Source organism: Pseudomonas sp. NFIX10 (genome assembly GCF_900111955.1).
Taxonomy (GTDB): Bacteria; Pseudomonadota; Gammaproteobacteria; order Pseudomonadales; family Pseudomonadaceae; genus Aquipseudomonas; species Aquipseudomonas fluorescens_AA.
This window is the reverse complement of record NZ_FOKH01000034.1, coordinates 1-25628: the sequence shown is the minus strand read 5'-3', so window position 1 is coordinate 25628 and position 25628 is coordinate 1. Positions and strand designations below refer to the sequence as shown.

Annotated in this window: 24 protein-coding genes and 2 pseudogenes; 10 read left to right on the top strand and 16 right to left on the bottom strand. The window is 58.0% G+C overall.

Annotated features, from left to right (window positions below):
- Window positions 1-55: 55 nt before the first annotated feature.
- The 3 genes from BM321_RS24535 to mdlC all read right to left on the bottom strand — a co-directional run bounded on the left by BM321_RS24535 (window position 56) and on the right by mdlC (window position 4557).
- Window positions 56-1501 (bottom strand): aldehyde dehydrogenase family protein, encoded by a 1446-nt coding sequence (locus BM321_RS24535; RefSeq protein WP_175534964.1) that lies wholly within the window; start codon window positions 1499-1501, stop codon window positions 56-58.
- 65 nt (window positions 1502-1566) lie between these two features.
- Window positions 1567-2901 (bottom strand): MFS transporter, encoded by a 1335-nt coding sequence (locus BM321_RS24530; RefSeq protein ID WP_092445333.1) that lies wholly within the window; start codon window positions 2899-2901, stop codon window positions 1567-1569.
- Between the two features lie 66 nt (window positions 2902-2967).
- Entirely contained in the window at window positions 2968-4557 is a 1590-nt protein-coding gene (mdlC, locus tag BM321_RS24525; RefSeq protein WP_092445331.1) for a benzoylformate decarboxylase, read from the bottom strand.
- Between the two features lie 117 nt (window positions 4558-4674).
- Between mdlC and BM321_RS24520 the strand changes: the two genes are divergently transcribed.
- Window positions 4675-5589, top strand: coding sequence for a LysR family transcriptional regulator (locus BM321_RS24520; RefSeq protein ID WP_092445329.1), 915 nt, complete (start codon window positions 4675-4677; stop codon window positions 5587-5589).
- 57 nt (window positions 5590-5646) lie between these two features.
- Here BM321_RS24520 and BM321_RS24515 read toward each other — a convergent pair whose 3' ends face one another.
- From BM321_RS24515 to BM321_RS24500, 4 genes are all read right to left on the bottom strand, one after another.
- The gene (locus BM321_RS24515) at window positions 5647-6948 is read right to left on the bottom strand and encodes a carbohydrate porin (RefSeq protein ID WP_092445327.1); all 1302 of its coding nucleotides are present in this window, start codon (window positions 6946-6948) and stop codon (window positions 5647-5649) included.
- Window positions 6949-7013: 65 nt separating this feature from the next.
- Complete coding sequence (gene iaaH, locus BM321_RS24510) at window positions 7014-8525, bottom strand: indoleacetamide hydrolase (RefSeq protein WP_092445325.1); 1512 nt, start codon at window positions 8523-8525, stop codon at window positions 7014-7016.
- A 100-nt stretch (window positions 8526-8625) separates the two neighbouring features.
- Window positions 8626-9345: a helix-turn-helix transcriptional regulator gene (locus tag BM321_RS24505; protein ID WP_092445323.1), complete on the bottom strand. Its 720-nt coding sequence runs from the start codon at window positions 9343-9345 to the stop codon at window positions 8626-8628.
- 643 nt (window positions 9346-9988) lie between these two features.
- Window positions 9989-10174, bottom strand: a complete 186-nt coding sequence (locus BM321_RS24500; protein ID WP_092445321.1) for a hypothetical protein — start codon at window positions 10172-10174, stop codon at window positions 9989-9991.
- Window positions 10175-10704: 530 nt separating this feature from the next.
- On the opposite strand from BM321_RS24500, the pseudogene BM321_RS24495 reads away from it, so the two are divergent.
- Window positions 10705-11008 (top strand): annotated as a pseudogene (locus tag BM321_RS24495) (DUF3077 domain-containing protein).
- A 118-nt stretch (window positions 11009-11126) separates the two neighbouring features.
- Here the strand turns inward: BM321_RS24495 and BM321_RS24490 are convergent.
- The gene (locus BM321_RS24490) at window positions 11127-11603 is read right to left on the bottom strand and encodes an Lrp/AsnC family transcriptional regulator (protein WP_092445319.1); all 477 of its coding nucleotides are present in this window, start codon (window positions 11601-11603) and stop codon (window positions 11127-11129) included.
- Window positions 11604-11748: 145 nt separating this feature from the next.
- On the opposite strand from BM321_RS24490, the gene BM321_RS24485 reads away from it, so the two are divergent.
- The 3 genes and pseudogenes from BM321_RS24485 to BM321_RS24475 all read left to right on the top strand — a co-directional run bounded on the left by BM321_RS24485 (window position 11749) and on the right by BM321_RS24475 (window position 13301).
- The gene (locus tag BM321_RS24485) at window positions 11749-12378 is read left to right on the top strand and encodes a LysE family translocator (RefSeq protein WP_092445317.1); all 630 of its coding nucleotides are present in this window, start codon (window positions 11749-11751) and stop codon (window positions 12376-12378) included.
- A gap of 295 nt (window positions 12379-12673) precedes the next feature.
- Window positions 12674-12850 (top strand): annotated as a pseudogene (locus BM321_RS24480) (type II toxin-antitoxin system HicA family toxin); the annotation flags it as partial.
- A gap of 40 nt (window positions 12851-12890) precedes the next feature.
- Window positions 12891-13301, top strand: a complete 411-nt coding sequence (locus BM321_RS24475; protein ID WP_058543061.1) for a type II toxin-antitoxin system HicB family antitoxin — start codon at window positions 12891-12893, stop codon at window positions 13299-13301.
- 139 nt (window positions 13302-13440) lie between these two features.
- Here BM321_RS24475 and BM321_RS30610 read toward each other — a convergent pair whose 3' ends face one another.
- On the bottom strand, window positions 13441-13587 hold the full coding sequence (locus tag BM321_RS30610) for a hypothetical protein (RefSeq protein ID WP_170866878.1): 147 nt from the start codon (window positions 13585-13587) through the stop codon (window positions 13441-13443).
- Between the two features lie 176 nt (window positions 13588-13763).
- On the opposite strand from BM321_RS30610, the gene BM321_RS24470 reads away from it, so the two are divergent.
- Entirely contained in the window at window positions 13764-14168 is a 405-nt protein-coding gene (locus tag BM321_RS24470) for a low affinity iron permease family protein (RefSeq protein ID WP_025212333.1), read from the top strand.
- A 46-nt stretch (window positions 14169-14214) separates the two neighbouring features.
- Here BM321_RS24470 and BM321_RS24465 read toward each other — a convergent pair whose 3' ends face one another.
- The 4 genes from BM321_RS24465 to BM321_RS24445 all read right to left on the bottom strand — a co-directional run bounded on the left by BM321_RS24465 (window position 14215) and on the right by BM321_RS24445 (window position 17992).
- Complete coding sequence (locus BM321_RS24465) at window positions 14215-15123, bottom strand: SDR family oxidoreductase (protein WP_092332759.1); 909 nt, start codon at window positions 15121-15123, stop codon at window positions 14215-14217.
- A gap of 79 nt (window positions 15124-15202) precedes the next feature.
- Window positions 15203-15706: a DUF4142 domain-containing protein gene (locus BM321_RS24460; RefSeq protein WP_092204403.1), complete on the bottom strand. Its 504-nt coding sequence runs from the start codon at window positions 15704-15706 to the stop codon at window positions 15203-15205.
- Between the two features lie 344 nt (window positions 15707-16050).
- The gene (locus tag BM321_RS24450; protein WP_092445311.1) at window positions 16051-17400 is read right to left on the bottom strand and encodes a sensor domain-containing protein; all 1350 of its coding nucleotides are present in this window, start codon (window positions 17398-17400) and stop codon (window positions 16051-16053) included.
- Between the two features lie 175 nt (window positions 17401-17575).
- The gene (locus tag BM321_RS24445; RefSeq protein WP_092332765.1) at window positions 17576-17992 is read right to left on the bottom strand and encodes a VOC family protein; all 417 of its coding nucleotides are present in this window, start codon (window positions 17990-17992) and stop codon (window positions 17576-17578) included.
- Window positions 17993-18248: 256 nt separating this feature from the next.
- Between BM321_RS24445 and BM321_RS24440 the strand changes: the two genes are divergently transcribed.
- Complete coding sequence (locus BM321_RS24440; RefSeq protein ID WP_092445310.1) at window positions 18249-19484, top strand: aminotransferase class I/II-fold pyridoxal phosphate-dependent enzyme; 1236 nt, start codon at window positions 18249-18251, stop codon at window positions 19482-19484.
- Window positions 19485-19497: 13 nt separating this feature from the next.
- Complete coding sequence (locus BM321_RS24435; RefSeq protein WP_092332769.1) at window positions 19498-20661, top strand: MFS transporter; 1164 nt, start codon at window positions 19498-19500, stop codon at window positions 20659-20661.
- Here BM321_RS24435 and yiaY read toward each other — a convergent pair.
- Window positions 20658-21806 (bottom strand): L-threonine dehydrogenase, encoded by a 1149-nt coding sequence (yiaY, locus tag BM321_RS24430; protein WP_092445307.1) that lies wholly within the window; start codon window positions 21804-21806, stop codon window positions 20658-20660. The two genes, BM321_RS24435 and yiaY, sit on opposite strands and share 4 nt — an antisense overlap.
- A 140-nt stretch (window positions 21807-21946) precedes the next feature.
- Here yiaY and BM321_RS24425 point away from each other — a divergent pair, with 140 nt between their 5' ends.
- A complete protein-coding gene (locus BM321_RS24425) occupies window positions 21947-22966 on the top strand; it encodes a DUF4917 family protein (RefSeq protein WP_092445305.1) in 1020 nt (339 codons plus the stop codon).
- 157 nt (window positions 22967-23123) lie between these two features.
- On the opposite strand, the gene BM321_RS24420 is transcribed toward BM321_RS24425, so the two are convergent.
- Together BM321_RS24420 and BM321_RS24415 are read right to left on the bottom strand one after the other, a co-directional pair.
- Window positions 23124-23705: a DJ-1/PfpI family protein gene (locus BM321_RS24420; RefSeq protein ID WP_092332775.1), complete on the bottom strand. Its 582-nt coding sequence runs from the start codon at window positions 23703-23705 to the stop codon at window positions 23124-23126.
- 224 nt (window positions 23706-23929) lie between these two features.
- Window positions 23930-25144 (bottom strand): class I SAM-dependent methyltransferase, encoded by a 1215-nt coding sequence (locus tag BM321_RS24415; RefSeq protein ID WP_092445302.1) that lies wholly within the window; start codon window positions 25142-25144, stop codon window positions 23930-23932.
- Between the two features lie 192 nt (window positions 25145-25336).
- Between BM321_RS24415 and BM321_RS24410 the strand changes: the two genes are divergently transcribed.
- Window positions 25337-25628: transposase (locus BM321_RS24410; RefSeq protein ID WP_139230479.1), on the top strand; the 292-nt coding region annotated here is incomplete at its 3' end.

The window sequence follows — 25628 nt, the reverse complement described above, 5'->3', positions numbered from 1 at the left end:
TAAAGGGCAGAAACTGCTTACAAACAAGGGTCGAACTATAGTCTTAGAGCTTCATTTAGAACGGGTAAGTACGTGGCGCCATTTGAACGCTAACCCAGTGATCGGTTGTAAATTCCTCGATTGCCCAATCTCCATTGAATCGGCCAAGCCCGGAGTTCTTCTCCCCACCGAACGGCGCATGGGCTTCGTCGTTCACCGGAATATCGTTGACATGTGTCATGCCAGCTTTGATTTTTCGAGCAAAACGAGCCCCACGCTCCAGATCCTTGGTGAATACAGCGCTCGAAAGACCAAACTCGCTGTCATTCGCCAGCGCCAAGGCGTGAGCTTCATCCCGAGCACGCTGAATCCCAACAAGCGGCCCGAAGATCTCTTCCCGAGCGATTTCCATGTCTGCTGTGACGTCGGCGAAGACGTGTGGAGGAAGGAGATTCCCTTTCGCCTCACCCTCCACAACTGTCCTGGCTCCTTCTTCCTTCGCACGGGAAACTTTGCTCAGGAGCCCTTCAAGTTGTTTGCGATTGATGATTGGGCCAACAACGGTATCGGGGTCGTTTGGATTACCAACCTTCAGTGCCCTGACTTTGGAGGCGTAGAGCTCCACAAAACGGTCGTACAACGCGTCTTCGACAATGATTCGGTTAATGGCCATGCAGATCTGGCCTTGGTGCAAGAATTTGCCCATGACAGCCGCAGCGACAGCCTGGTCAAGATCGGCATCTGCAAGCACCACGAATGGGCTATTACCGCCAAGCTCCAACGCCACATGTTTGAGGTGCTTACCGCCACTTGCAATCCGCCCGATGTTCAATCCTACCGGCGTTGAGCCCGTGAAGGAGATAAACTTAGGAATGTGATGCTCCACAAATGCATCACCGATTTGTGCACCGGAACCCACCAGCACGCTGATCACCCCTTTAGGAACGCCAGCTTCTTCAAAGATCCTCGCCACCAGCAATCCCCCAGTGACGGGAGTATCGCTCGCCGGCTTGATGACAATCGCATTGCCCAGTGCCAATGCAGGTGCCACAGATCGTTGAGTCAGGTGGAACGGGAAATTCCAGGGACTGATCACACCCACCACGCCGAGGGGCTCACGGTAAACTCGGTTTTCCTTGCCAGGTACGTTGGACGGTAAGATACGACCATGTACCCGAGCAGGAAACGAGGCGGACTCTTGGGTAATCCCCCGAGCGGCGCCCCATTCGATCTGGGCTTTAATGCGCGTGCTGCCGGACTCTCGAATGATCCAGTTTATGATTTCTTCGCGACGCTCATCGAAGATTTGGACTGCTTTAAGCATGATCGCTGAGCGTTGCCCTGGGCCCATTGCCGCCCAGCTTGCCTGCGCCTGCTCCGCTACCAGGTAAGCTTGATTCAGATCCTCGCCATCAGCCTGGCTGATTTCCAGCAGCGAGTCTCCGTTGTACGGATCAGTAACGTTGAGGACGTTCCCGGTGCTGCCCTTGCGCCACTCACCTGCAATTGGCAGTAGGTGCATGTCTTGGTAAGGCGTGCGGTTACTTTGGCTCACGTAAAGTCTCCTTAGACGGTGATACTTGGGTATCAGGAATGTGCATCTATAGGCTGGGATAGGCTTTCATTCGAATACTGGGCACGTCGTTTCACCATGGCGATGGCGCAGATCGCGAGCAGCCCAGGTATCGCGCAGAAAATGAAATTCAACTGGAGTGGCAAGTTCAGGCTCAGCATGAGCCCTCCCAGAGCAGGGCCAGCCACACCACCGAAACGGCCAACCGCTGAACACCAGCTCACTGCAGTCGAACGGATTTCACTCGGATACTGCTGCGCCGCAAACGCATGAATAACCGCAAGGGTGCCAATGGTGGTAGCACCAGCAATGAGTAACATGACGTTGAGCAATACAGGGCCCGGCTTGATACCAAGGGTGCAAAGTGAGGCGACAGCGAGCGTGAAGAACAGGATCAGGGTAGGTTTGCATCCCCAACGATCCGCCAGCCAGCCGCCACCAAGCGCACCAACGGTCGCGCCGAGATTCAATGTCACGAGGAACATCAGGCTTGAGACCAATGGATAGCCTCCAGCAACCATGATTTTTGGCAGCCAGGTATTGAGGCCATAGACCATCAGCAGGCACATGCCGAACCCCAGCCACAGGAATACCGTACTGACACCTCGCCCCTCTTTGAAAAGGCGTGACAGAGGTGTAGACGAGGATGTCCGGACGGGCGACTCAAATCGAACAGAGGAAGTATCAATGCCAGGACGAATCCGGGCCAGGAGCCGGCTGGCAGCAGCCTTGTCCTTCTCCAGCAAGTAAGGCAGGGATTCGGGAAGGTAACGGTACATCCATGGTAGGCAGAGCAACGGCAGGCCCCCGATGAAGAACGTCGCCTCCCATCCGAACTTCGGAATCAGAAGCATGGCCACTAACGCGGAAACCATCGCACCAATGGAGTAGAAGCTGAGCATGATGGTCGTGAGTGTGCTGCGACGGGTTGTGGGCGATAGATCGCTCATTAGCGCTACGATGTTAGGAACCGCTCCACCCAGCCCAACGCCAGTCAGGAAACGCAGAGCGGCGAAGCTCAAAGCATCCCATGCAAATGCGTTGGCAAGTGCACCAACGCTCGCCAGAGTGATCGCTCCGAGAATGACTTTACGTCGGCCAAGGCGATCAGCCAAAGGCCCAATCATGACGGCACCGAACATCATGCCGAACAGCGCAGCGCTCCCCATCCAGCCTGCCTGAACAGGAGGTATTGACCACTGTTCCATGAGGCGTGGAATGACAGAGCCGTATATGACCAGGTCGTATCCATCAAACAACATGATGAAGGAGCACCAGAACAGCAGGCCGTAGTGGAATTTCCCCAACGGAGCCGTGCTCGCAATCTCTATCGCATTTTTTTGGGTCATGATTAGTCTCTTGTTTTTGTTATTTCGGATTTGCTAAGGGCCCCACTCGGGGGGCCCCGTCCCTCATCAATGAGGCTGGATCGTCACTGTAGGAACCTCGATCACTGTTGGTTCAGTGGAGTCCAGCGCTGCCCGGAGCGCGGCCTCGAAACTTTCACGCGTATCGGTATGAACAGCCTTCACGCCATACCCTTTGGCAATCGCGCAGAAATCGAGACCTGGTACGTCGAGGCCAGGAGCGTCCTCGACCTTCAAGACGCCAGCGAACCAGCGCAACGCGCCATAGGTGCCGTTTTTGAGAATGATGAAGACCACCGGGATGTGGTATTGCGCAGCTGTCCAGAGCGCTGTGATGCCGTAGTTCGCAGAACCATCGCCGATTAAAGCGACTACGCGCCGGTCAGGTTGGGCAAGCTGGACACCAACAGCAGCCGGCAATCCGAAACCCAAGCCACCCGCTGCAGGGAAGTAGTAACTCCCAGGATTGCGCATGTTCACTCGCTGCCAGAATGCCGTGGTTGTGGAAGTGGACTCCTTGACATAAATAGCGTCCGGCGGAGCCACTTCATCCAAGACGTCAAACAGGGTCTCTGGGCGCAAGTGATGAGGCTCATCCTGCATCGATACCAGCGCCGGGATTGGCACAGGGTAGGATTTCGTCCTCTCTTCAACACCCTCAGCCAAAACCCTTAGCGTTTCAGCGATGTCGCCAATCAACGCGTCTCCCATCGGAGCGCGAGCGGCTTCCTGAGGATCGGAGGTGATATGCAGGAGTTGGGCGCCGGCAGGCAGGTAATCGCCTGGAGCGAATTGGTGATAGCGGAAGACTGGAGCGCCGACTACGACGATAAGATCGTGGCCATCAAGGGTCTTGCTGATGCCAGCGATTGCGGCAGGCAGAACACCCCGGAAGCTGGGGTGACGCGTTGGGAACGGGCAGCGCGATGCCGAAGGAGCGACCCAAACTGGCAGCTTCAATTTATCGGCTAACGCAACGGCATGATCATTGGCACGAGTGGCATCGACATCGGGGCCAAGTACCAGAACTGGATTTTTAGCGCTGTTCAACTGCTTGATCAAAGCTTCCAATTGGCGCGCATCAGGAGCACCGGCAGTTTGGACTTCCCGTTGGAGCAAGTGTTCTACACCCGCTGGTGATGCTTTCTCCCAATCATCGTACGGAATCGACAGGTAGACCGGAGCCTTAGGAGACGTATTGGCGATGTGGATAGCCTGGCTCAACGCTCTGGGCACGTCTTGAGCGGTCGCCGGCTCGTAGCTCCACTTAACGAGAGGCTTCGGCAGCTGAGGGGCATCTACGTTCGCCAGCATTGCCTCGACCCCTATCATCGACCGTACTTGCTGCCCTGCAGTGATCACCAGTGGGCTGTGCGAATACCACGAGTTGGTGAGAGCCCCCATTCCATTCCCGGTACCCGCTGCCGCGTGCAGGTTAACGAACGCGGGCTTACCGCTTGCGAGCGCGTAACCATCAGCCATACCTACGACAGCACCTTCGTGGAGACCCAGGACATACTGAAAGTCCTCCGGAAAATCCTTGAGGAACGGAAGCTCGTTGGATCCGGGGTTACCAAAGATGGTTGTCATGCCATGACGGCGCAACAGGGCGTAGGAGGCAGAATGGATTGTTTTCATTGGGTCAAATTCCAGGGTATGTCCAAGTCCTCCTACTGTAAAAATTGGGTTAAGATCGATCAAATCAATCCTTTATGTCACCAAAATAGACATCACTTATTTTTAATAGGTCTATGAATGGCTAATTTCGATCTCAACCTGATTACTACTTTCGTCACGTTGTACGAGACACAAAGTCTGACGATCACCGCTGAACGGCTCTTCGTGACTCAACCATCGATCAGCTACGCGCTGGGTAAGCTTCGTGAGCAATTCGACGATCCATTGTTCGTACGGACTAGCCAAGGCATGCAGCCCACGAGGCTTGCTGCCCAGCTTTACGTGGGCTTCAAACAAGCGTCACGCTGCATTGAAGACTCGGTATCTGAGGCCCGGAAATTTGACCCAAGTCACTCGAGCCGGCAATTTCGCTTGGCCCTGTCCGACTTGGGAGAGATGGCGCTACTACCTAGGCTCATGGAACGGCTGAATAAACTGGCGCCCAATATCGAGCTGGAGATCATTCCTCTCGAAATCGATCAGGTGGGAACTTGGTTGAACGATGGCTACATTGATGCGGCGATCTGCAGCCGCGCGATTTCCAGCGCCGGTCTAGCAAGCCAAAAGCTGGTCAGCGAAAGGTACGTTTGCTTGCTCGATGCCGCCCACCCCCGAGTCCGATCTGAGATGTCCATGGATCAGTTCCTCGCGGAACGCCACGTCCTTGTCACCAGAACATCGGGCCATGGCATGGCGGAAGATGTGCTTCAGAAACTCGGAGTGAAGCGAAGAGTCAAGTTGAGACTTCCCCATTTCTCCGTCTTGCCCAAGGTGATACCTGGCACCGAGTTGCTGGCCATCCTTCCGTCCCAAATTGCCGAGAGCTTTTGCGAGCGGCCATCGGCCAAACCGCTGAAGACTCTTGAGCTCCCTTTTGAAGTTCCAGCATTCGAGGTCACCCTTCACTGGCATTCCAGAAGCGTCCAGTCAACGGGGCTAAGTTGGTTCTTTGATCAAATTCAGGCCGCTCTGGGTGAGTCAGAGATGGCCTGAGGATTTCAATGCGACGGTTGCGCTTATGGCTACTGATGACTCTTTCCGCGAAGGGCATCAAAGCCCCAACTGCGATCCCAAGTCGTAAACCACCTGCAGTCCGACGACAGCACCATTGCTGCTCACCTCGGCCTGAGAGTTGTAGAAATTGCTCGGATTGAAAATGTACTGCACGCTCGGTTGGAACGACAGATAATGCGTCGCCTGCCAAACCATGTTGAGCTCCAGACGCGATTCTCCTCTCGACATTCCTTGATCAACACCCGTTGAGCGCAGCCGCTGGTCATGCTGGTACTGAACCTGTTTGTCACCTAAGCGAAGATAACTGGCCTTCAGACTCACAGAGTCTTGAGGACGACCAAATGGGCCGACGCGGGTAACACCGGCTTCAACAAAGTGCTCGAAGGGCTGCAAATCGTCCGCACTCCAAGTCCAAGCGCCGAATACTTGCCAGGCGTTATCCGGTGCCCCAGTGGCGGAGCTGCCCTCACGAGAAAGCGTCTGCATGAAACGGAAGATCAAACCGCTGCTGCCCCGACGGGTAGATCCATCCAGAACATCTGTCTGTTCGGAGCTGTTGTAAAAGCCGTTGAGCTCGTAGTGATACGCCAAAGGCGTTTGTGCATAACTCTTCTGATCACCGACACCAGCCAGCCAGGTGATACCGCTTGCGTCACCCGGATCCCAATTCCAGCCTTTGGTATGTTTGATGTAGTGCGCAGGATTGGACTCGAAAGCACCACCATGGACGTACTGACCATTATCGAACGAGTAGCGTGAATAGGCACTCCAGCTTCCGTATGGGTAGGGCAGAATTCCGGTTGTGTTTTCAATAATCGGATCGTTACACGTTACCCAGTTGGCACAGTTCATCATGTAGAAATGCTGTTTGGCATTGCTCCGGCCCACGTCGACCTCAAGATGATCATCCAAAAGCATTTGCCGATATTGGAAGGTCGATAGATAGCCATTGTCGATGTCGTTATGCATCGGGGCACCGCCGAGCCCACTCCCCACCGCTCCCTGCCAAGCGTTTGCAGTGGGTTGCCCCTCGTTGCGCATCCAGGGAAAGAAGGTGTATTCAAACTGGAAGGTGCCACCTGTCAGACCCAGCAATTTGGACATGTCTACATCAGCGCCAGCAAAAATCACCCCCGCGTTGGCAAAGGTGTGAGGGCGTGGGCCAGTGTTCAGGTTTTCCAGCATCAGGTCGCTTACGATGAGATGGGTTTTCAGCGCGCTGCCATCGGCAGGTGCGGTTTCAGCCCATGCTGAGCTTGTCATGCTACTCAGTGCCAAACTTGCTGATACAAAAATTCGGCGCGCAGAAGTACCTGCGAAGAATGTAATCGCGTTCATGATTTAATCCGAAAAGGTTCTTTGGTAACGCAGCTATTGCCGCGTGCTACTGCCTGTTCCGCTGATCAGCGTGCAATGATTGGGATCGGGCCAGGGCCCCAGATGGATTCGAGCGTACGACCGATGGCCAAAAGACGGTCATCAGTACCAGGCAGCCCATCGATCTCCATCCCGACCGGAAGACCTGATTCAATCCCCACGCCTACAGGGATACTAAGTCCAGGCATCTTTACGTTGCTGCTGGGATCGGTGTTACGAATGATCCGCGCGAATTTTTGAGCAGTGCTTGCATCTGGCCCAGTTTTGATCGCTACCTCTGGGACGGTAGGAAAGAGCAAGGCATCAATTTTGTTGTCTTTGAACGTCTTCTGGTAGAGAGCCAACAATGCTGGTACCCCAGTCCTGAGTGCATGCTCATACGCTTGCGTTCCTGCAATCAATGTTCCCTCAGGCCCAGGCACTTTGCCCGGCACAACCAAGCCCGAAACAATACCCTGGACATCGGGACTGGACACCTGAGAAGCAAGCGTTTCGAATGAAACGCCTGTAGATTGGGTCTTCAGATAGTCCGTCAGTGCTTTGCGGGCTTCCATGATCGCAATTGGAGTCGCGACAGCGGAGGCCAACTTAGCAATATCGGGCATTGTGACAGAGACAACCTGAACCCCCGAACTGCGAAGCCTCTCAACCGCAGACTGGGCCTGTACGGAGACTTCAGGCTCAAGGGTCTCCCAGAAAAAGTCAGGGATGCCAACCCGGATACGGTTTGCTGGCACTGGACGCAGAGGCGATGCGCCACTCAGGATCGAGTCCAACAAAACGATGTCCGCGACGCTGTTAGCCATAGGCCCGGCTGTGTCACGGCTGGGTGAGATAGGGGTAATCCCCACCCCGCTATACCTACCGACAGTGGGACGAAACCCTACGCAGCCGTTGAGCGCACAAGGCTCACGAGTCGAGCCCCCTGTATCGGTACCCATCGCGATAGGAATCATACGAGCACCCAAGGCTGCTGCGCTTCCAGACGATGAGCCACCTGCGATGCGGCTGGAGTCATAGGCATTGCGAACGCCTACGACGCCTGGTAAGTGAAAAGCCGTGTTGTATCCCGTGGCTCCGAACGCCAGCTCATGCATGTTGGTCTTGCCGACTACGATGGCGCCAGCAGCTTGGAGCTTGTCGATGATGGGAGCATTGGCCTTAGGATAGAAATTTGCCAAAGCAGGCGTGCCGGCAGTATTCGGAAAACCCACGACCTGGATATTGTCCTTGATCGCAATGGGTACGCCTCCAAGCGGAAGACAACCCTCACCATTTGCAAGGCGGCTATCGGCTGCACGCGCTTGTGCCAAGGCTTGTTTGGGGTCTAGCGAGATGAAGGCGTTAAGCTCGGGATGGGCCTGGATACGCCCTAACCAGTACGTCACAACTGACTCACTGGAAATCTTCTTTTCACAGATGGCGTGTGCTGTCTGCTCAGCACTCATCAGATAGAGGTCTTTCGGTAAGCCCGACGCGGATGCGCCAGCACTTGCGACCATAAAGCTGACCACCAAGCAAGAAAGTCTGGTCTTCATGAGTATTCCTTGAGAATCAGTCGATACCTACTACAGGTCTCGGTGAACTCATTTACTCACAAGGAATAATCCACCAAACATCCTCATTAATGAGGATGTCTTAATGCACTCCCGCACGCATGGCCAGTTCGGTTCGATTAACAGAATTCGTCTTGGCCATAGCGTTTTTCAGGTGAGTCCGCACGGTAGTGAAGCCGATAGACATAAGCCGGGCTATTTCCTTATCACTACGACCTGCTGCGACGTGCTCGACAACGGCTCGCTCGCGAGGGCTCAAGGCACCATTGAGAGGCAACTTTACTGCAAGCGCTTCCTGAAAATATGGAGTCAGGGTGTTGAGCAGCGAGATCTCTCTGGTTCCGAATGCAGGTTGCCCAGAGCTGCGCCATATCCGTAAATCACCAACGTCCTTTCCCTGGTTGAAGAAGAATACGTTCACGCCGTGATGCATCCCGCATGGCTTCAAAAATTCGGAGTAGTGTTCACTTCTCTCCAGGCATCGCCTGCCGATGACTTCATCGACACACGCCGCTTGCCGAGTCGCTCTTAACACCGGAGTAACGGTATCCCGTAGGTGGTTCTGCTCGTCATACTCCCTAAGCATACGTGCATCGATGTTAACTGCGGCACAACGCGTGGAAAGTTTGCGAGAGCTATCCCAGAGATAAGAGGCACCGAAGTCTGAACGAAGTAGCAGGGTCACATCTCCGAGCACCTGCTGGCGCACGTCATCCCCAGCCCCACCTGTGCGTAGGCGCCAGATGATTTGAGCGAAAAGATCGAGCTCTGAGCTCGTCATGTCCATCTGATTGATTTGCATGGGCATGCTCCGGTTGGTCACCCGATTGCCACAGCAATTTTCAAGCCCGATCTTGGGTAATGTCTAGGTCAGAAGTCTTCTTGCGATGAAGCCGTGGGGCTCCAGTAGGCTCACGGAAGTCGATATTGGCTCCCTACGAAAACAACTCAGGCCACCGAAAGCCAGATCGTTGCTCCGAGGGGAGTGGCGCTTTTACTCTATTTCGTTGGGGAAATCCGACTGGGGTGAGTGAAAAAAACCCAATCCTAGCCTCATCAAAACTGGCAGTAACACTTGGAGGAGCTCGACACAACGAGGTTATCGGGCCTACCCAGACTGGCCAAAGCCAACCTGCAGCGCCTTTGAATCTACCGACCTACGACAGCCATAACTCACCCAGAGCGCGGGCATTTGCCCTGATGAGCAACTCGTAACGATCAATCAGCGTCTGAGTCGAGTACGAGCACCGGTAGTCCTTCAAACCCAGGAGACAAGTTTCAGAAAGCACGATCGGATCAGAGTGCGCCCATGCCAACAAATGGGATCCTTTCATCTACCGGATTCATTCCGTCAGTGGGAAGGGGCTGTCCCCATGTCCCACGAATACGCCTCGAGCCGGCTACCGCCACGGCATCGCCGAAAAAGGTATCTCAGCGATAGCGCATCAAACGTGCTTAGCGACAAAAGCGACGACGACAAATACGATCAGAGCGAACGCTGCACCGATGCTGAACGGCAACCACGTAACGCGGAATGTGGCCGGGGCCGGGCGCCTCATTTCTTCTGCCAAAGCCTCTACCTCTCGATGCAATTGCTCAATGCTTGCTTGATGACTTCGATGGGTGGACATGTCTTTTTCTCCTCCGAGGTCGCGGGGCCCTGTCTGTCCATCAACAGCATCTGATCCCTGGGTCTGGAGAATCAGCGCAATTAAAATACCGTATGGCTACCCTGAAGATTTGTAGGCAAATTCCGAGAATTGCGAAGGGGGTGCGCTTACTTTACTTTTCGGCGAGTTTTCGCCTTGTTGCCCTTGCCCTTTGATGGCTACTCTCCCAGACGTCGCTGCAAATTCAACGACCGGGCCTAGGAACCCGTTGAATTCAAGGCGCACAGCGCCCCATGAAAATTGCAGGCGCTTTTTGTGTTTGCGATGATGTTTTATGGCGGCTGTGCGTGGGACACCCTCGGGTGTGCCGGGTGCCTTGATTCCCGGTTCCTAGCCCACGTACGGCCGCCACCCGAATCTAGGAAAGGATGGCGGCGGTTTCTCAAGTCAAGGAGTGAAACTATGCGAAACGTAATTCCATCCTATTTCCACGCTTACCAAACCAAGCTTCGGCTTCGAGCCAACGACCTTCCGATCAACGGAGGCAGGCCATGAACGAAAACACTGGGCTAAAAACCATCGACTACACCCCCTTCAACTATTCCGCTGATCGAGCACTGTTCCGTGTCAACGGCGGCGTCCCCCATCCAAGAGGCATTGGAACGGGCGTCGGATCTTTTGCATCTCGCCCACCGGCTTGCCGAAGACGCGGCGTTTGAAAAGAGCACCGACCGCTATGCCTGGGCTGCGCACTTTTTGTTGGAGATGAGCAAGGCGGTAATTGATGACGTTGTGAAAGTCATTACGCCTAGATCGGAAGTTGAAGTTAGAAAAAAAGCCGAGAAAAATAGATAGACCGTACGTTTGAGAATGGGAGCCGCAAGACTCCCACCTAACGACAAACCAAAAAGCCCCGGCGTTTTTCGCAGCGGGGCTTTTTGTATCTTGGCGGCCTACTTGTGTCGTTCATTGCTCAGCCCCCAGGCAAATGCCCCAACGGCAACGCCCCCGGCGTCTTCACCGTATGAATCGCAAAATTGCTCCGGATGTCACTCACCCCCGGCAACTTCAGCAGCCGCCCGGTGAGGAATCGGTCGTAGGCCCGCAGATCCGGCACCACCACTTGCAACAGGAAATCCGATTCGCCTGAGACCAGGAACGCCGAGATCACCTCCGGCAATGCCGTGACCGCCTGGCGAAACGCTTCGGCTTGTTCGTCGTTGTGTCGTTCGACCTTCACGCCGACAAAGATCGTCAGCCCGAGGCCCACTTCGTCGCGGTCGAGGACGGCTTGATAGCCGCGAATCACCCCGGCTTCTTCGAGCATCCGCACGCGGCGCAGGCAGGGTGAGGGAGACAGGCCAATTTCTTCGGCCAGCTGCACATTACTCAGCCGACCGTCACGTTGCAGCGCGGCGAGGATTTTGCGGTCGAAGGCATCCAGTTTCATAAATTGGCATTTCCCGATGGAATGACACGAGTACATGGCAGGTTATGCCAATTTCCAGAGCTTTAGAAGCTGACTTCGCAACCACCTGCCCTGCCCCTCGGCCCTAGACTGGCACGACCGAATCGTCGATGAAGGGGGATGTGGCATGGCAGAGCTCTGGTTGTTCCTGATGGCCTTGATGGTGGTGTATGTGCTGCCTGGGCCGGACATGATTCTGCTGCTGCAAACCGGTGCCCGTCAGGGCAGGGGCGCGGCGCTGGCGACGGCGGTGGGCCTGGGCGTCGCCCGGGGATGTCATGTCGCGCTGGCCGCATTGGGGCTCTCGGCATTGTTCAAGACTGCGCCCTGGACCTTTGACGCGGTGCGCCTGGCCGGGGCTGCCTACCTGTTATGGATCGGGTTTCAATGCCTGCGGACCACGTTGTTGCCGAGTTTTGAAGGGGCCGGTATCGAGGCTGGAAAGCGGCGTTGGTATCAGGCGATTCGGCGTGGGCTGCTAACCAATTTGCTCAACCCGAAGGCATTGCTGTTTTGCTCGGTGTTATTGCCGCAGTTCATCGATCCACAGGGCGGACCGGTGTTGGGGCAGTTTGCGACCCTGGGCGTGGTGTTGGTCAGCGTGGGTTTGTTGTTTGATAGCGCCTACGCGTTGGTGGGTGTCGCGCTTGGGCGCTGGCTTCAACGCTCCCCTTCGGCCCAGCGCGTGCAGCAGTGGTTGTTTGGGAGTCTTTTGATTGGGTTTGCGGTGCGGCTGACGTTTGTGCAGCAGGCGTAGTGCCTGTGGATAAGCGGGTCAGACGGACACCTGGAGCGAAGCGAACTGGGCTGAAACCGGGGGGCTGCTGCGCAGCTCAGCGGGAGCAAGCTCCCTCGCCACGGTCGTATTTTTTACCCTCCCCTCACATTCCGAAATAATCCCACTCACCTAGCCGCTCCCCTTGCCAGGCGCGGCTTCTACACTTCGGAGCACCCCACTCACCCACCCGCCAGTGTCGCCCCTGGTGGTTATGGTGTTGATCATTAAATTTCAGTAGGTATAGTACCCACCATGCACACCACACGGAGGTGTTGTGAATAGCCGATTTTTGATAAGCCAGATCATTGCGGACGGTTGGTATCTGGTGCGGGTTCGGGGCAGTCACCATCACTTCAAGCACCCGACCAAACCGGGATTGGTCACGGTTCCTCATCCGAAGAAGGACCTGCTCAAGAAAACGGCCATCAGTATTTTGCAACAGGCGCTGCTTCAGCCGGCCCGTTGCGCGACGTTCCCGGAGGACGATGAATATGCTTTACCCGATTGCGATTTCCATGGGCGATGACAAACACGCCTGGGGTGTTGAAGTGCCGGATATCCCAGGGTGTTTTTCCGCAGGTGACGACCTGGACGAGGCCATGGCGATGGCGCGCGAGGCCATTGAGGGACATTTTGAAATTCTGGCTGAAGACGGCTCGCCGATTCCGCCGGCCAACACCGTCACCTTGCACGCCGCCAATCCGAAATATGCCGGCTGCACTTGGGCACTGGTGGACATTGATGTGACCAAATACCTGGGCAAGGCGCAGAAACTCAACATCACGTTGCCCGGTTATCTGCTCAACCGTATCGATGAATACGTGCTGCACCATCCTGAAGAGAAGAGCCGCTCCGGCTTCCTGGCGTCGGCAGCGCTGAAGGTGTTGCAACAAGGCCGGTGAGGAGCCGCCACCAGGTGGGAGCGAGCTTGCTCGCGATAGCGCCCTGTCAGCCAACAGGGATGCTGCTGATCTGACGCTATCGCGAGCAAGCTCGCTCCCACAGGGGTTTGCAATCGCTCCACCGATGGCGGCGGGCCGTCTATTTTTTCTCCGCCCCGGATTCCTGCATCTGCACCGAAGACTTGGTGCCGTCGGTGTTGTCCTTGGTCTCGTTATCCGAGTTGTCGAAACAGCCTTGCAGAGCGAACAAGCAGCAGGCAAGGCAAAAAGTGCGGGCGAGATTCATGATGTACTCCAATGCCGAGGGCTTTGAGCAGTGACCTGCGAGAGCGGCAATGGTTGCGACTGTCATCGTGCCGGACGATGAACGTCGACGGATGCTGGCGACTGAAATGTAAGTAGAATTTTCACCGCCTCGTTGCTGTCACACCAGACAGATGCATCCAATAAGGAAACACGGCAATGACGTTCGCAAAAATCGCGCAGAAACTGGCCCTCTGGGCGGGGAGCCCCAAGACATTCCTGGGGGCCATCGTGTTGTTGGCCCTGTGGGCAGCCAGCGGACCTTTCTTCGGTTTCAACGACACCTGGCAATTGATCATCAACACCTCGACTACCATCATTACCTTCCTCATGGTGTTCCTGATCCAGAATACGCAGAACCGCGATACGGACATCTTGCATCTGAAGATCGATGAGTTGTTGCGAGCGACCAAAGAGGCACAGAACGCGATGCTTGGACTCGAATCGCTGGACCTCAAGCAACTGGAGGCGCTGAGGAAGCACTACCAAGCCATGGGCAACGACGAGGTCAAAAGCCTTGAAGGCCTGGAAGCGAAAAGCAAGATCGACCTGAACCAGTGCTGAGAGATGCGCGAGTGGGCGACATGCCACTCGCGCGGTCGGCAACTTATCAGGGCAACGGATTACCGCCCGTCACGCCAAACACTTCCCCAGTGATGTAGCTCGACTCCTGGGATGCCAGCAATACATAGAGCGGCGCGCACTCAGCCGGTTGACCTGGGCGCTTCATCGGCACCTGGGAGCCGAAGGTAGGAATCTTTTCCCGAGGCTGACCGCCGCTCGGTTGCAGCACGGTCCAGATCGGCCCTGGTGCCACCGCATTGACGCGGATACCTTTGCTGATGACCTGCCCGGCCAGTGCCTTGGTAAACGCCACGATGGCCGCTTTGGTGGTGGCGTAATCCAACAGGGTCGCAGACGGGTCGTAGGATTGGATCGATGCGGTGTTGATGATGGTCGCCCCCGCCGGCATCAGCGGCACCGCTGCCTTGCAGATCCAGAACATCGCATAGATGTTGGTTTTCATAGTGTCGTCGAATTGCGCAGTGGTGATGTCGGCAATGTCTTTTTGCGCTTCCTGCTTACCGGCAACGTTCACCACAATATCCAGGCCGCCCAATTGCTCATGGGCACTGCTCACCAATTGCACACAAAAGGTTTCGTCCTTGAGGTCGCCGGGAATCGCAATCGCCTTGCGGCCTTCGGCTTCGATCAGTTCGATGACTTGTCGCGCATCCCGCTCTTCGCTGGGCAAGTAGTTGATCGCGACATCCGCGCCCTCGCGGGCATAGGCGATGGCGGCGGCACGACCGATGCCTGAGTCACCGCCGGTGACCAGGGCCTTGCGTCCTTCCAGGCGCCCGAAGCCCTGGTAACTTTTTTCACCATGATCGGGCTTGGGCACCATGTCCTGGTCAATACCCGGTGGCGACTGCGGCTGATCGGGAAAGGGTGGGCGCGGATACTGGGTCAGTGGGTTCTGCATCGCGTATTGGTTGGGTTCTCGGCGTGTGGACATCGAGGTTCTCCTTTTCGGCGGGCAAAATCAGCCGGGACGCTGACGCCCCGGTCCTGAATGTAAAAGCAGATGCGGCAGATCAACGGCTGGCCTGCAGTGCCTTGGCCATCTCGAGATGGGTCTGCAACTTGGGCAGGGTTTCGTCAGCGAAGGCCTTGATCTCTGGTACTTCGGTGGTCTGGGCCTGCTGCTGAATCTGCGCGATGGCCTCCTCGGTAGCCTTGACCTGGCTGGCGGCATACGCCGCTTCGAACGACTCGCCTTCCGTGACCTGTGGCATCAAGGCCTTGGCCTTGTCGGCCACTTCTTCCCGGGGAGCGACAGGCAAGTCGAGCTTCTTGGCGATCTTCGCCAGATGTTGATTGGCGGTGGTGCGGTCGTTGATCACCATAATGGTGTAGTCCTTGACCTCCCTGGATTCGGCTTTTGCGTGGGCCATGCGACTTGTCTCGATGTCGGCCATGCCCTTGGCGGAAGCATCGTCGATGAATTCGGCAGGCGATTGGGCCCAGGCACTGTTGGCACCCAGGCCCATCAGCACGATGAGACTGGTGGTGCGAAAAAAGCTGGCCATACGGCTCATGGTTGCGCCCTCCTCTGATAAAAGTTCTGGTGGGTTATCCACCGTTGAATCAGAACCAGCCATGAATGTTCAGCGAGACGTCCGACCCGGCTTTCGGCCAATTTCGGCTTTCGACGGGTTTCTATCGACGGTCGTGATGGTGGTTCTCCCACTTTTGCGACCTGCTTCGGACACCTTCGTTCGATCGTGAGCAATGTTTGTCGGATAAACATTGCTTGAACCAGGCAGGTTCAGCCCTCCCTATTCGTGAATACCGGGCACACAGGCCCTGTCTTGTATTCGAATGGGATACGGGCTGAAGGTTTGAGAAAGGTGCTGGCGCCACGACGAACGGTGACGCACTATCAAATGCCGGACGTCTGGTGATTTTGGCGTTTGGCGGCGTACATCGCCTCGTCGGCGTGGCGGAACAGCGCGACATCTTCAGTGCCATGGTCGGGGAAACAGGCCACGCCGATGCTCGGCTCGATGCTCAGGCAGTGCCCGTCCAGACGCAGCGGCTGGGCCAGTGCATGGTGGATTTTTTCCCGCACGCTGTGGGCATCCTCCAAGGACTGGATGCTGTGCAGCAGGACCACGAACTCGTCTCCGCCGATGCGCGCCACGGTGTCGGTGTCGCGGATACAGCCCTTGATACGATTGGCCACCGCCTGTAACAGCATGTCGCCCACTCCGTGGCCATGGGTGTCGTTGACCTGTTTGAAACGGTCCAGGTCGATATACAGCAAAGCCATGCGCCCGGATGCGGCGCGGGCGGTCGCCAGGGCGCACTTGAAACGTTCACGGAGCAATTCGCGGTTGGGCACCTGGGTCAACTGATCATACTGAGCCATGTGCTGCAATCGGGCGTGCAACTGCTTGCGTTCGATGGCAATGGTGATCTGTGCGCAGACGTATTGCAGCAGTTCCTTATCCTGTTCGGTATAGCGCTCGTTGTCCGGCGCACTCTTGACGATCAACGCGCCAATCGTGCCGTTCTGCGAATTCAGCGGCACACCCAGCCAACACGGCGCGTCCGGCTGCGCCACCAGGTCGTCGAACCCCGCTGACAGCGAGGTGCCACCGGGCGTCAGCAGGATCGGCTGGCCGCTGCGAATCACCTCGGCGCACAAACGCCCGGTGACCGTGCCCGGCAACTCAGGCTGCCCTTCCCGATCATCGACGTGATAGGGGAAGTTCAGCTGCGAACATTGTTCGTCATACAGCGCCACCGAGAAATTCAGCGCCGGCAACCACTCGCCAATAATCAGGTGGATGCGCTTGAACAGCGCCAGCAAATCAGCCGCGGCATGGGCCGCCTCGGAAATCGCATACAACGCCGCCTGCCGGGACTCGGCCTGCTTGCGTTCAGTGATGTCCCGGGCCACGGCGATGCGCAGTTGGTCCACCGGCGACCAGCGCGCCGACCACAGGATATGTACCACCCGCCCGTCCTTGCGCAGGTAGCGATTCTCGAAATTGAGCTTGGGCTCGCCCTCCATGATCTCCCGCGCCGCCTCGAGGGTCCGCTGGCGGTCGGCAGGGTGCACCAGATCGATCATCGCCTGGCCGATCAGCTCTTGGGGGGTGTAGCCGAAAATGCGCTCGCAGGCGGCACTGACAAACACGAAACGCCCTTGACCGTCGACGGCACACACGGCATCCAGCAGAAGGTCGATGTAGCTGGCCAGCGGCGCGGAACTTGAAGTGTCCATGGGGCTGGAGGCCATCCGGATAATGCAACGGTGAGCGAAGCGGGCGATGGTCAGTTCCTGACGTTGTACAACGAGCGAGACCGACGCGCCCAATACCGATGAGGATAGCTCAGGCGATCAAACTCAAGGGGATGAAACGCCTGGCAGGCGCTGCCACTCGACTCGACACGGCCCATCAAGGCTCCGTAAAGAACACCATGCCGGCATACGGAGCCTGTCGACAGGCCTTGAGTCGCGACGCCAGGTCGCCCACATGGGCTTCCAGCTTGTACCCGTCCGGGTCGAGAAAGTAGAACGAATCACCCTCGCTACGGTTGTCTCGCCACGACGATACTTGGGCCGCGTTCAGCCGCGCCACCAGCACGGGAAAATGCTCGGCGCTGATGCTGAATGCGTAATGGGTGTAGCCCGCAGTCGGCTCGGGCCTGCGCAACGGGTCGAGAGACAGGCATAACCACAAACCCGGCAGCGACAAATACGCCCCGCTGTTCCACCTGGCCTCAAGACGCAACTGCAAGAGCTCGCCATAAAAAACCACACTGCGATCCAGATCGGTGACCGAAAGGGTCAGATGATTGAGGCCTGAGAGCATCAGCAAGCAACCTTCAGAAAAGCGTGATAACCCAGCGGGCTTGGGACAGATCCGTGGTGCTCCCAAGCTCCGACAGTGCCGATGGATTCCCCGGCCAGGGTCCTAGGCAAAGTCCTACGTGGAAATCCCCAGTGACACTCAAACATGCCGGAAACAGCCGATTCAAAGCCCTGCACAACAATCTGTAAAGTCTGGAAACACCCCGCTATCGCAACACCCCACGGACAGCACCATCAACCAAGGAATGTAATCGGCCATGGACCAGACTGCTCAACCACCTCATTACTTCACCAACTACCGCAAGCTCATTTCCCTCGCTGACCAGGATTGGCAGGGCACCGAGGCCGGAAAAATCTCAGGGCTGAATGTCGAGGTCAAGACCCCCAACGTGCTGGTCGACCAATACGGTCGGACCTTTCATCACTTCTGTACCACGTCCTACCTGGGCCTGGACTATCACCCCGCGCTGCTGGACGGCGCCATGACCGCCCTGTGGGAAACCGGGACCCTGCGGGTCGCCAACTCAAGGAATCGCTGCAAGTTGGCGATCCTGGACCAGTACGAAAGCCAATTGTCGGAGCTGTTCGGCGCCAGTTGCCTCAGTGCCCTGTCCTGCAGTGCGGCAAGCGCCGGGATCCTGCCGTTGCTGGCCAGCGGCGCATTCACCGACCATCGCGCGCCCGTCATGGTGTTCGACAAACAGGCCCATTACTCGATGAACCACAGCAAGGCCGCCTGCGCCGATGAAACCCAGGTCATCACCTGCCCGCACAACGACATGGATTTCATCGAAGACGTGTGCAAACGCCAGCGCGACGTGGCGTATGTGGCCGACGGCGCCTACAGCATGGGCGGGATGGCGGACCTGGACAGCCTGATGTATCTCAAGCAGCGCTATGGCTTGTTTCTTTACCTGGACGACTCCCACGCCCTGTCTACCGTCGGGGAATCCGGCGCCGGCCTGGTCCGTTCGCGCATCCCGGCGGTGGACGAGCGCACCCTGATCGTTGCCTCGCTGGCCAAGTCCTTCGGTGCCAGCGGCGGGCTGGTCATGTTTGGCTGTGAACGGTACAAGGCGCTGGTGCAGCGCTACGGTGGGCCGAGCAATTGGTCCCAGAGCCTGAACGCGGCGGCCATTGGTGCCGGCATGGCGTCGATCCGCCTGCACCGCAGCCGCGAACTCAGTGCCCTGCAGGAGCGTTTGCAGGCTAATATCCGCCTCTTCGACAGCCTCGTGCGGACCGGACAGCGCGGCACCCCCATGGCGATCCGTATGGTGCCTTGCGGTGAAGCGGCCCTGGCCAACAGCCTGGCAGTCGAACTGGCCGAACGGGGGTATTTCACCTCGGCGGTATTTTTTCCCGTGGTGCCGCAAGGCAAGGCTGCCATTCGCATTACCCTGCGCGCCGACATGGAGCCGGACGTGATTCGCTCGTTTTGTGAAACGATCACCGAACTGCTGCTGACCCACGGACGTGACCTCCGCCCTTGAGACAAGACGCTCGATGAAGAACCGTACAACCTTGATCCTTACCTGCACCACCGTTTTCCTGGCACAACTGGGCATGAGCATCTACTTGCCGGCCCTGCCCGGCATCGCCCGGGACCTGGGTGCCGATGCGTCGCTGGTTTCCTGGGGCCTGTCGGTGTACCTGATCGGCATGGCGCTGCCCATGTTGCTGTGGGGCAGCCTGAGCCAACGCTTGGGGCGCAAACCGGTCTTGCTGGCGGCACTGGGGTTGTATGGCCTGGGCAACCTGGCCCTGCCGCTGGGCACAACCGTGGAGGCGTTCCTGACGTTCAGGTTGATTCAGGGCATCGGTGCCAGCGGTATTTCGGTGATGGCGCGGGTCTTGATTCGCGACAGTTTCAGCGGCGACCTGCTGGCCAAGGCCCTGTCCTGGATATCGATCGCCTTTGTGATAGCCCTCGGTATCGGCCAGTACCTGGGCTCGCTGATCCAGGCCGCTTTCGGCTGGGAGGCGATTTTCCAGGGTTTGGGCGCCGTCAGCCTGGCCATGGCAGCGGCGGTGTCCCGGGCCAGGTTCCCGATGTTGGTGCACGCCAGCAATGGGCAATCGGCATGGGGGATCTACGGGCAGATATTCCGACAACGCGCGTTCCTGCTGCCGGCCATGGCCGGTGGGCTGGGGTACGGCGTGATCGTCGCCTTCAATACCGCCGCGCCGCTGATCCTGCAGGAAAGCTTCCACTGGTCGGCCATCGAGTACGGCCTGCTGGGCTGGCCGATCAGTGCCGCGTACCTGCTCGGGGCGCTGGCGGTGAACGCGTTTGTGCTGCGCACCGGTCAACGGCGAATGATGGGCTGGGGCATCGCGCTGGTGCTGGGCGGCAGCATGACCATGCTGGCAGGCAGCCTCACCCTGAGCGGCATCGCGCTGCTCTTCTGGCTGCCGTATTGCTTCGCGGTGTTTGGCCAATCGTTGATCTACCCCATCAGCCTGTCCCTGGCCAACGAAGGCTCACCGGTGGCCGGCGCTTATGCCATGGCGTTGAGCGGGTTCCTGCATCAACTGATGGCCTCGGTGATCGGCGCCATGGCCAGCCTGTTGTTGAGCCAACAGGCCTGGCCGTTGGCGGCATTGTGCGCACTGCTGGGGGCGGCGGCGATGCTCTGTGTGAGGTTCGTGCCGCCCCGGGTCGCTTAGAACGCGCTGCGGAAAATCTCCTCGATCTGCCGCTGGTCCGCCGCCCGCGGGTTGGTCAGGCCGCACGCGTCTTTCAAAGCGTTGGCGGCCAGCAACGGTACGTCGTTGAGGCGCACGCCCAAGTCACGCAAACCGGCCGGAATGTCCACGTCATGGGCCAAGCTGCGGATCGTCGCAATAGCGCTCCGTGCGCCCTCTTCCGAGCTGAAACCACGTGTATCGGTGCCCATGGCATGGGCCACGTCGCTCAGGCGAGCGGCGCACACCGAGGCGTTGAAGCGCTGTACATGGGGCAACAACACCGCGTTGCACACGCCGTGAGGCAAGTCGTAAAAACCACCCAGTTGATGGGCCATGGCGTGCACGAAACCCAACGACGCATTGTTGAACGCCATTCCCGCGAGAAACTGCGCGTAGGCCATGTTTTCCCGCGCCACCAGATCGTTGCCGTCGCGCACGGCCAGGCGCAGGTTGTCGCTGATCAGGGTAATGGCCTTCAGGGCGCAGGCATCGGTAATCGGATTGGCGGCGGTGGACACATAAGCCTCGATCGCATGTGTCAGCGCATCCATGCCGGTGGCGGCCGTCAGGCCCTTGGGCATCGCCACCATCAGTGCAGGGTCGTTCACCGACATCAGCGGGGTCACGTTGCGATCGACAATCGCCATTTTCACGTGGCGTGTCTCGTCGGTGATGATACAAAAGCGGGTCATTTCGCTGGCGGTGCCGGCCGTGGTGTTGATGGCGATCAGCGGCAATTGCGGCTTGCTCGAGCGGTCGACGCCTTCATAGTCACTGATCTGCCCGCCGTTGGTGGCGCACAACGCGATGCCCTTGGCGCAATCGTGAGGGGAACCGCCGCCCAGGGACACCACGAAATCGCACCGGCTTTCCGTCAACAACCCCAGGCCGAGCTCGACATTGGCAATGCTCGGGTTGGGCTTGGCACCGTCGAAAATCACCGAATCGATGTCCTGCAGCGCCAGCAGTTCGGCCACCTTGCTGGCGACGCCGGCCTTGGCCAGCCCCACATCGGTGACGATCAGCGCCTTGCGAAAGCCGTAGTTGCGGATGGCGGTCATCGCTTCATCCAGGCAACCCAGCCCCATGATGTTCACGGCGGGAATGAAAAAAGTACTGCTCATGGGGTCACACTCCTGGTAGAGGCCGGATCGGCAGGACCTACAGCATGACCCAGTAGTCACGACGCATCTTGATCTGGCTCAAGACTGGGGCGTGATAAAGTCGCGGCCTGCCTTTACCACGTTTTGAGATGATCCTTGCGATGACCGATTTCCAGGAATACGACACCCGGCTCGAAAACTGGGAGGCCGTGCGCGCCGATACCGCCTTCAGCGGCCTGCTGGTGGGCAATGGGGCCAGCCGTGCGGTGTGGGACGATTTCGGCTATGACTCGCTGTTCGAAAACGCCCGCACCGTCGAGGAGAAACCCTTGAGCCCGTCGGAACTGAGCGTGTTCGACGCGATGCAGACCCGCAGTTTCGAACAGGTGCTCGGGGCACTGAAAACCACCAGTCGGGTCAACAAGGCCCTGGCCGTCAGCTCCGCCGCCCCGCGTAACCGCTATTACGCGATCAAGGAAGCGCTGATCAACACCGTACACGCCGTGCACATCCCTTGGCGCCTGGTGCAACCGTCGACCCTGGCGACGCTCAACCAGGAACTGAGCCGCTACCGCACGGTGTTCACCACCAACTACGATCTGCTCAACTACTGGGCGATCCAGCATGGGACCGAGACCATCAGCGACCTGTTCCTCGGCGATGATCACAGTTTCGACCTGAGCCAGGTGACCACGGACAAACCGCGCTTGCTGTACCTGCACGGTGGCCTGCACCTGGTGCGCAACCAGGACGGCACGGCGCGCAAGCTCACGTCCACCGAAGGCACCTTGCTGGGCAGTTTCGCCATCAACAACACGATCAAGACCCTCGACGACGTGCCGCTGTTCGTCAATGAAGGCCCCAGCGCGGACAAGCTCAAGACCATCCGCAGCAGCGATTACCTATCGTTCTGCTACGACCAGTTGCTGCGCCATGGCGACAACCTGTGCCTGTTCGGCCATGCCCTGGGCGAGCAGGACCGGCACATTGTCCATGCCCTGCGCCTGGCCGCACCGAAAACCGTGGCGATTTCGATCTACCCGCGCAGCCAGGCGTTCATCCAGCACCAGAAACGGCATTACGCCAAGGTCTTCCATGGGCTGGATATTGAATTGCGCTTTTTTGATGCCAAGAGTCATCCGCTGGGCGATCCGAAATTGTCGGTGCCGGTGGAGATTTAGCGTAAGCCTGCAGGGGTCACGACTCTATGGATTAGAGACAGGCTGGACTTGTGGCGAGGGGATAAATCCCCTCGCCACAGGATCGCAGCATTGCGTCGGTTGGTTTGCCGTCAACGCGCGCCAAGGCCTTATCCCTGGCACCAACGATGTCGCAGCGCTACAGGGTGATGGCCGTGCCCAGCAGGGTCAGGAACCCCGCCAGCCAGTTCGGGTGCGCGGGCCAGGCCGGTGCGGTCGCCAGGTTGCCCTGGACATGGCCCTCGGTCACCGGAATGTCGATATAGGTCCCGCCCGCCAGGCGTACTTCCGGCGCACACGCCGGGTAGGCGCTGCATTCGCGTCCATCAAGAATGCCTGCCGCGGCCAGCAATTGCGCACCGTGGCACACCGCGGCAATCGGCTTGCCCGCCAGATCGAAATCACGCACCAGTTGCAGGACTTTTTCATTCAGGCGCAGGTATTCCGGCGCACGACCGCCCGGCACCAATAACGCGTCGTAGTCAGCGGCTTCGACATCGGCGAAATCATGGTTGAGGGCAAACAGGTGCCCCGGTTTCTCGCTGTAGGTCTGGTCGCCTTCAAAGTCGTGGATCGCCGTGCGCACGGTCTGCCCAGCTGTTTTGTCAGGACACACCGCGTGCACGGTGTGACCGATCATCTGCAACGCCTGGAATGGCACCATGACTTCATAATCTTCGACGTAATCGCCGACCAGCATCAGGATTTTCTTGGCGGCCATGGGTTGGGCTCCTTTGGAAATGCGTGAGGGGTGAACGCATTAAAGGTAGTCCGGTAAGTCGTCGGATGAGCGATAACCCGTCATTACCTGACGGGCTGCACAAAAATGAAGTGGCAGGACAGTCTGTGGGAGCGAGCTTGCTCGCGATTCAGGCGATGGGGTCCTTCAGGCACACCGCGTCATCGTTCCATCGCGAGCAAGCTCGCGCCCACAGGGGCTCGGTGCTAGAGATAACCATCCGCCCGCAGTAGCGTTTCCAAGCAATGCTCGGTGACGTGGTAGAAGGCCTTGAGTGCTTCGATTTTTGCCAGCAGCTCGGAGGGATCCACAGGTTCGGCGCGCTTGACGGCCAGGATCATTTTGTTCTTGTTGGTGTGGTCCAGGGAGATGAACTCGAAGACCTTGGTCTCGTAGCCGCAGGCTTCCAGGAACAGCGCCCGCAAACTGTCGGTGACCATTTCCGCCTGCTGGCCCAGGTGCAGGCCGTATTGCAGCATCGGTTTGAGCAAGGCCGGGCTCTGGATCTGCAGGCGGATCTGCTTGTGGCAGCACGGCGAGCACATGATGATCGAGGCACCCGAGCGAATGCCCATGTGGATCGCGTAGTCGGTGGCGATGTCGCAGGCATGCAAGGCAATCATCACATCCACCGCGCTCGGCGCCACGCTGCGCACGTCACCGTGCTGGAAGCTCAGGCCCGGGTGCTCCAGCCGCGCGGCGGCTTCGTTGCACAGCTTGACCATGTCCTCGCGCAGCTCGACACCGGTCACCACGCCTTCGGCCTGCAAGGTGTTGCGCAGGTAATCGTGGATGGCGAAAGTCAGGTAGCCTTTGCCCGAACCGAAATCCGAGACCCGCACCGGTTTGTCCAGGGCCAGCGGCGAAGACGTCAGCGCGTGGCTGAAGACCTCGATGAACTTGTTGATCTGCTTCCACTTGCGCGACATCGCCGGAATCAGCTCGTGCTTGTGGTTGGTCACGCCCAGGTCGGCCAAAAATGGCCGGCTCAGGTCGAGGAAGCGGTTCTTCTCGCGGTTGTGCTCGGCAGACGGCACTTCCCGCAGTTGCTGGGGCTTGCTCTTGAACAGCGAGCTCTTGCCCTTTTTGCTGTACTCCAGTTGCGCCTCGTCGGTGACCGCCAGCAAATGCGCGTTCTTGAACGACGCTGGCAACAACGCGGCGATGGTGTCCACGCCTTCGACCAGCGGGAAGTTCTTGGTGATGTCGCGAGTCTTGTAGCGGTAGACGAAGGACAGGCACGGCTGATCCTTGACCGTCAGCTGCTTGATGATCAGCCGCTGGAGGTCCGCCTCATCCCCGACGTACTTGGCCAGCACCAGTTTGATGAAAGCGTTTTGTTCAAGGCTGGTGTGCAGCAGTTCGATGAACTGGGCGTGGTGATCCGGCGCGGGACGGGCTGGAGTTGCGGTGGCGGACATGGACAAGCGGCCTCGGGGCGGGCGGATCGGGAATGGCGGTATTTTAGGGGGGATGGGCAGCGAGGGCACGGAAAAGTTGGTGTGGCGAGCAGTAGCCTCTGTGGGAGCAAGGCTTGCCCGCGATGAATACGCCGCGATTCGGGAGTGTCAGAAATTTTGTGTTCGGGCATAACATGAGTAAGAGGTGCATGTATGCCAACCAAAAAGAAACCCCTGCGTGACCTGCCCAAAATCCCCAAAGAGCTGCTTGAGCAGTTTGGTGAGGGGCTGATGACAGCGGAAGCCATCGAGGACGCCTCGGCAGCGTTCAAGAAGGCCCTGATTGAACGAGCCTTGACCGCTGAACTCGGCCACCACTTGGGCTATCCCCCGGGCGCGCAGCGCCCGGAGGATGAAACTAATCAGCGCAATGGCAAGAGTGGAAAAACCGTTTTGACCGGAGATGGTCCGCTGCGGCTGGATATCCCACGCGACCGGGATGGCA

Bases quoted from the DNA above. Each gene is read 5' to 3' on its own strand.
- BM321_RS24535 (WP_175534964.1), bottom strand. From the start codon at position 1,501: ATGCACCTACTGCCAATTGCAGGTGAGTGGCGCAAGGGCAGCACCGGG.
- BM321_RS24530 (WP_092445333.1), bottom strand. From the start codon at position 2,901: ATGACCCAAAAAAATGCGATAGAGATTGCGAGCACGGCTCCGTTGGGG.
- mdlC (WP_092445331.1), bottom strand. From the start codon at position 4,557: ATGAAAACAATCCATTCTGCCTCCTACGCCCTGTTGCGCCGTCATGGC.
- BM321_RS24520 (WP_092445329.1), top strand. From the start codon at position 4,675: ATGGCTAATTTCGATCTCAACCTGATTACTACTTTCGTCACGTTGTAC.
- BM321_RS24515 (WP_092445327.1), bottom strand. From the start codon at position 6,948: ATGAACGCGATTACATTCTTCGCAGGTACTTCTGCGCGCCGAATTTTT.
- iaaH (WP_092445325.1), bottom strand. From the start codon at position 8,525: ATGAAGACCAGACTTTCTTGCTTGGTGGTCAGCTTTATGGTCGCAAGT.
- BM321_RS24505 (WP_092445323.1), bottom strand. From the start codon at position 9,345: ATGCAAATCAATCAGATGGACATGACGAGCTCAGAGCTCGATCTTTTC.
- BM321_RS24500 (WP_092445321.1), bottom strand. From the start codon at position 10,174: ATGTCCACCCATCGAAGTCATCAAGCAAGCATTGAGCAATTGCATCGA.
- BM321_RS24490 (WP_092445319.1), bottom strand. From the start codon at position 11,603: ATGAAACTGGATGCCTTCGACCGCAAAATCCTCGCCGCGCTGCAACGT.
- BM321_RS24485 (WP_092445317.1), top strand. From the start codon at position 11,749: ATGGCAGAGCTCTGGTTGTTCCTGATGGCCTTGATGGTGGTGTATGTG.
- BM321_RS24475 (WP_058543061.1), top strand. From the start codon at position 12,891: ATGCTTTACCCGATTGCGATTTCCATGGGCGATGACAAACACGCCTGG.
- BM321_RS30610 (WP_170866878.1), bottom strand. From the start codon at position 13,587: ATGAATCTCGCCCGCACTTTTTGCCTTGCCTGCTGCTTGTTCGCTCTG.
- BM321_RS24470 (WP_025212333.1), top strand. From the start codon at position 13,764: ATGACGTTCGCAAAAATCGCGCAGAAACTGGCCCTCTGGGCGGGGAGC.
- BM321_RS24465 (WP_092332759.1), bottom strand. From the start codon at position 15,123: ATGTCCACACGCCGAGAACCCAACCAATACGCGATGCAGAACCCACTG.
- BM321_RS24460 (WP_092204403.1), bottom strand. From the start codon at position 15,706: ATGAGCCGTATGGCCAGCTTTTTTCGCACCACCAGTCTCATCGTGCTG.
- BM321_RS24450 (WP_092445311.1), bottom strand. From the start codon at position 17,400: ATGGACACTTCAAGTTCCGCGCCGCTGGCCAGCTACATCGACCTTCTG.
- BM321_RS24445 (WP_092332765.1), bottom strand. From the start codon at position 17,992: ATGCTCTCAGGCCTCAATCATCTGACCCTTTCGGTCACCGATCTGGAT.
- BM321_RS24440 (WP_092445310.1), top strand. From the start codon at position 18,249: ATGGACCAGACTGCTCAACCACCTCATTACTTCACCAACTACCGCAAG.
- BM321_RS24435 (WP_092332769.1), top strand. From the start codon at position 19,498: ATGAAGAACCGTACAACCTTGATCCTTACCTGCACCACCGTTTTCCTG.
- yiaY (WP_092445307.1), bottom strand. From the start codon at position 21,806: ATGAGCAGTACTTTTTTCATTCCCGCCGTGAACATCATGGGGCTGGGT.
- BM321_RS24425 (WP_092445305.1), top strand. From the start codon at position 21,947: ATGACCGATTTCCAGGAATACGACACCCGGCTCGAAAACTGGGAGGCC.
- BM321_RS24420 (WP_092332775.1), bottom strand. From the start codon at position 23,705: ATGGCCGCCAAGAAAATCCTGATGCTGGTCGGCGATTACGTCGAAGAT.
- BM321_RS24415 (WP_092445302.1), bottom strand. From the start codon at position 25,144: ATGTCCGCCACCGCAACTCCAGCCCGTCCCGCGCCGGATCACCACGCC.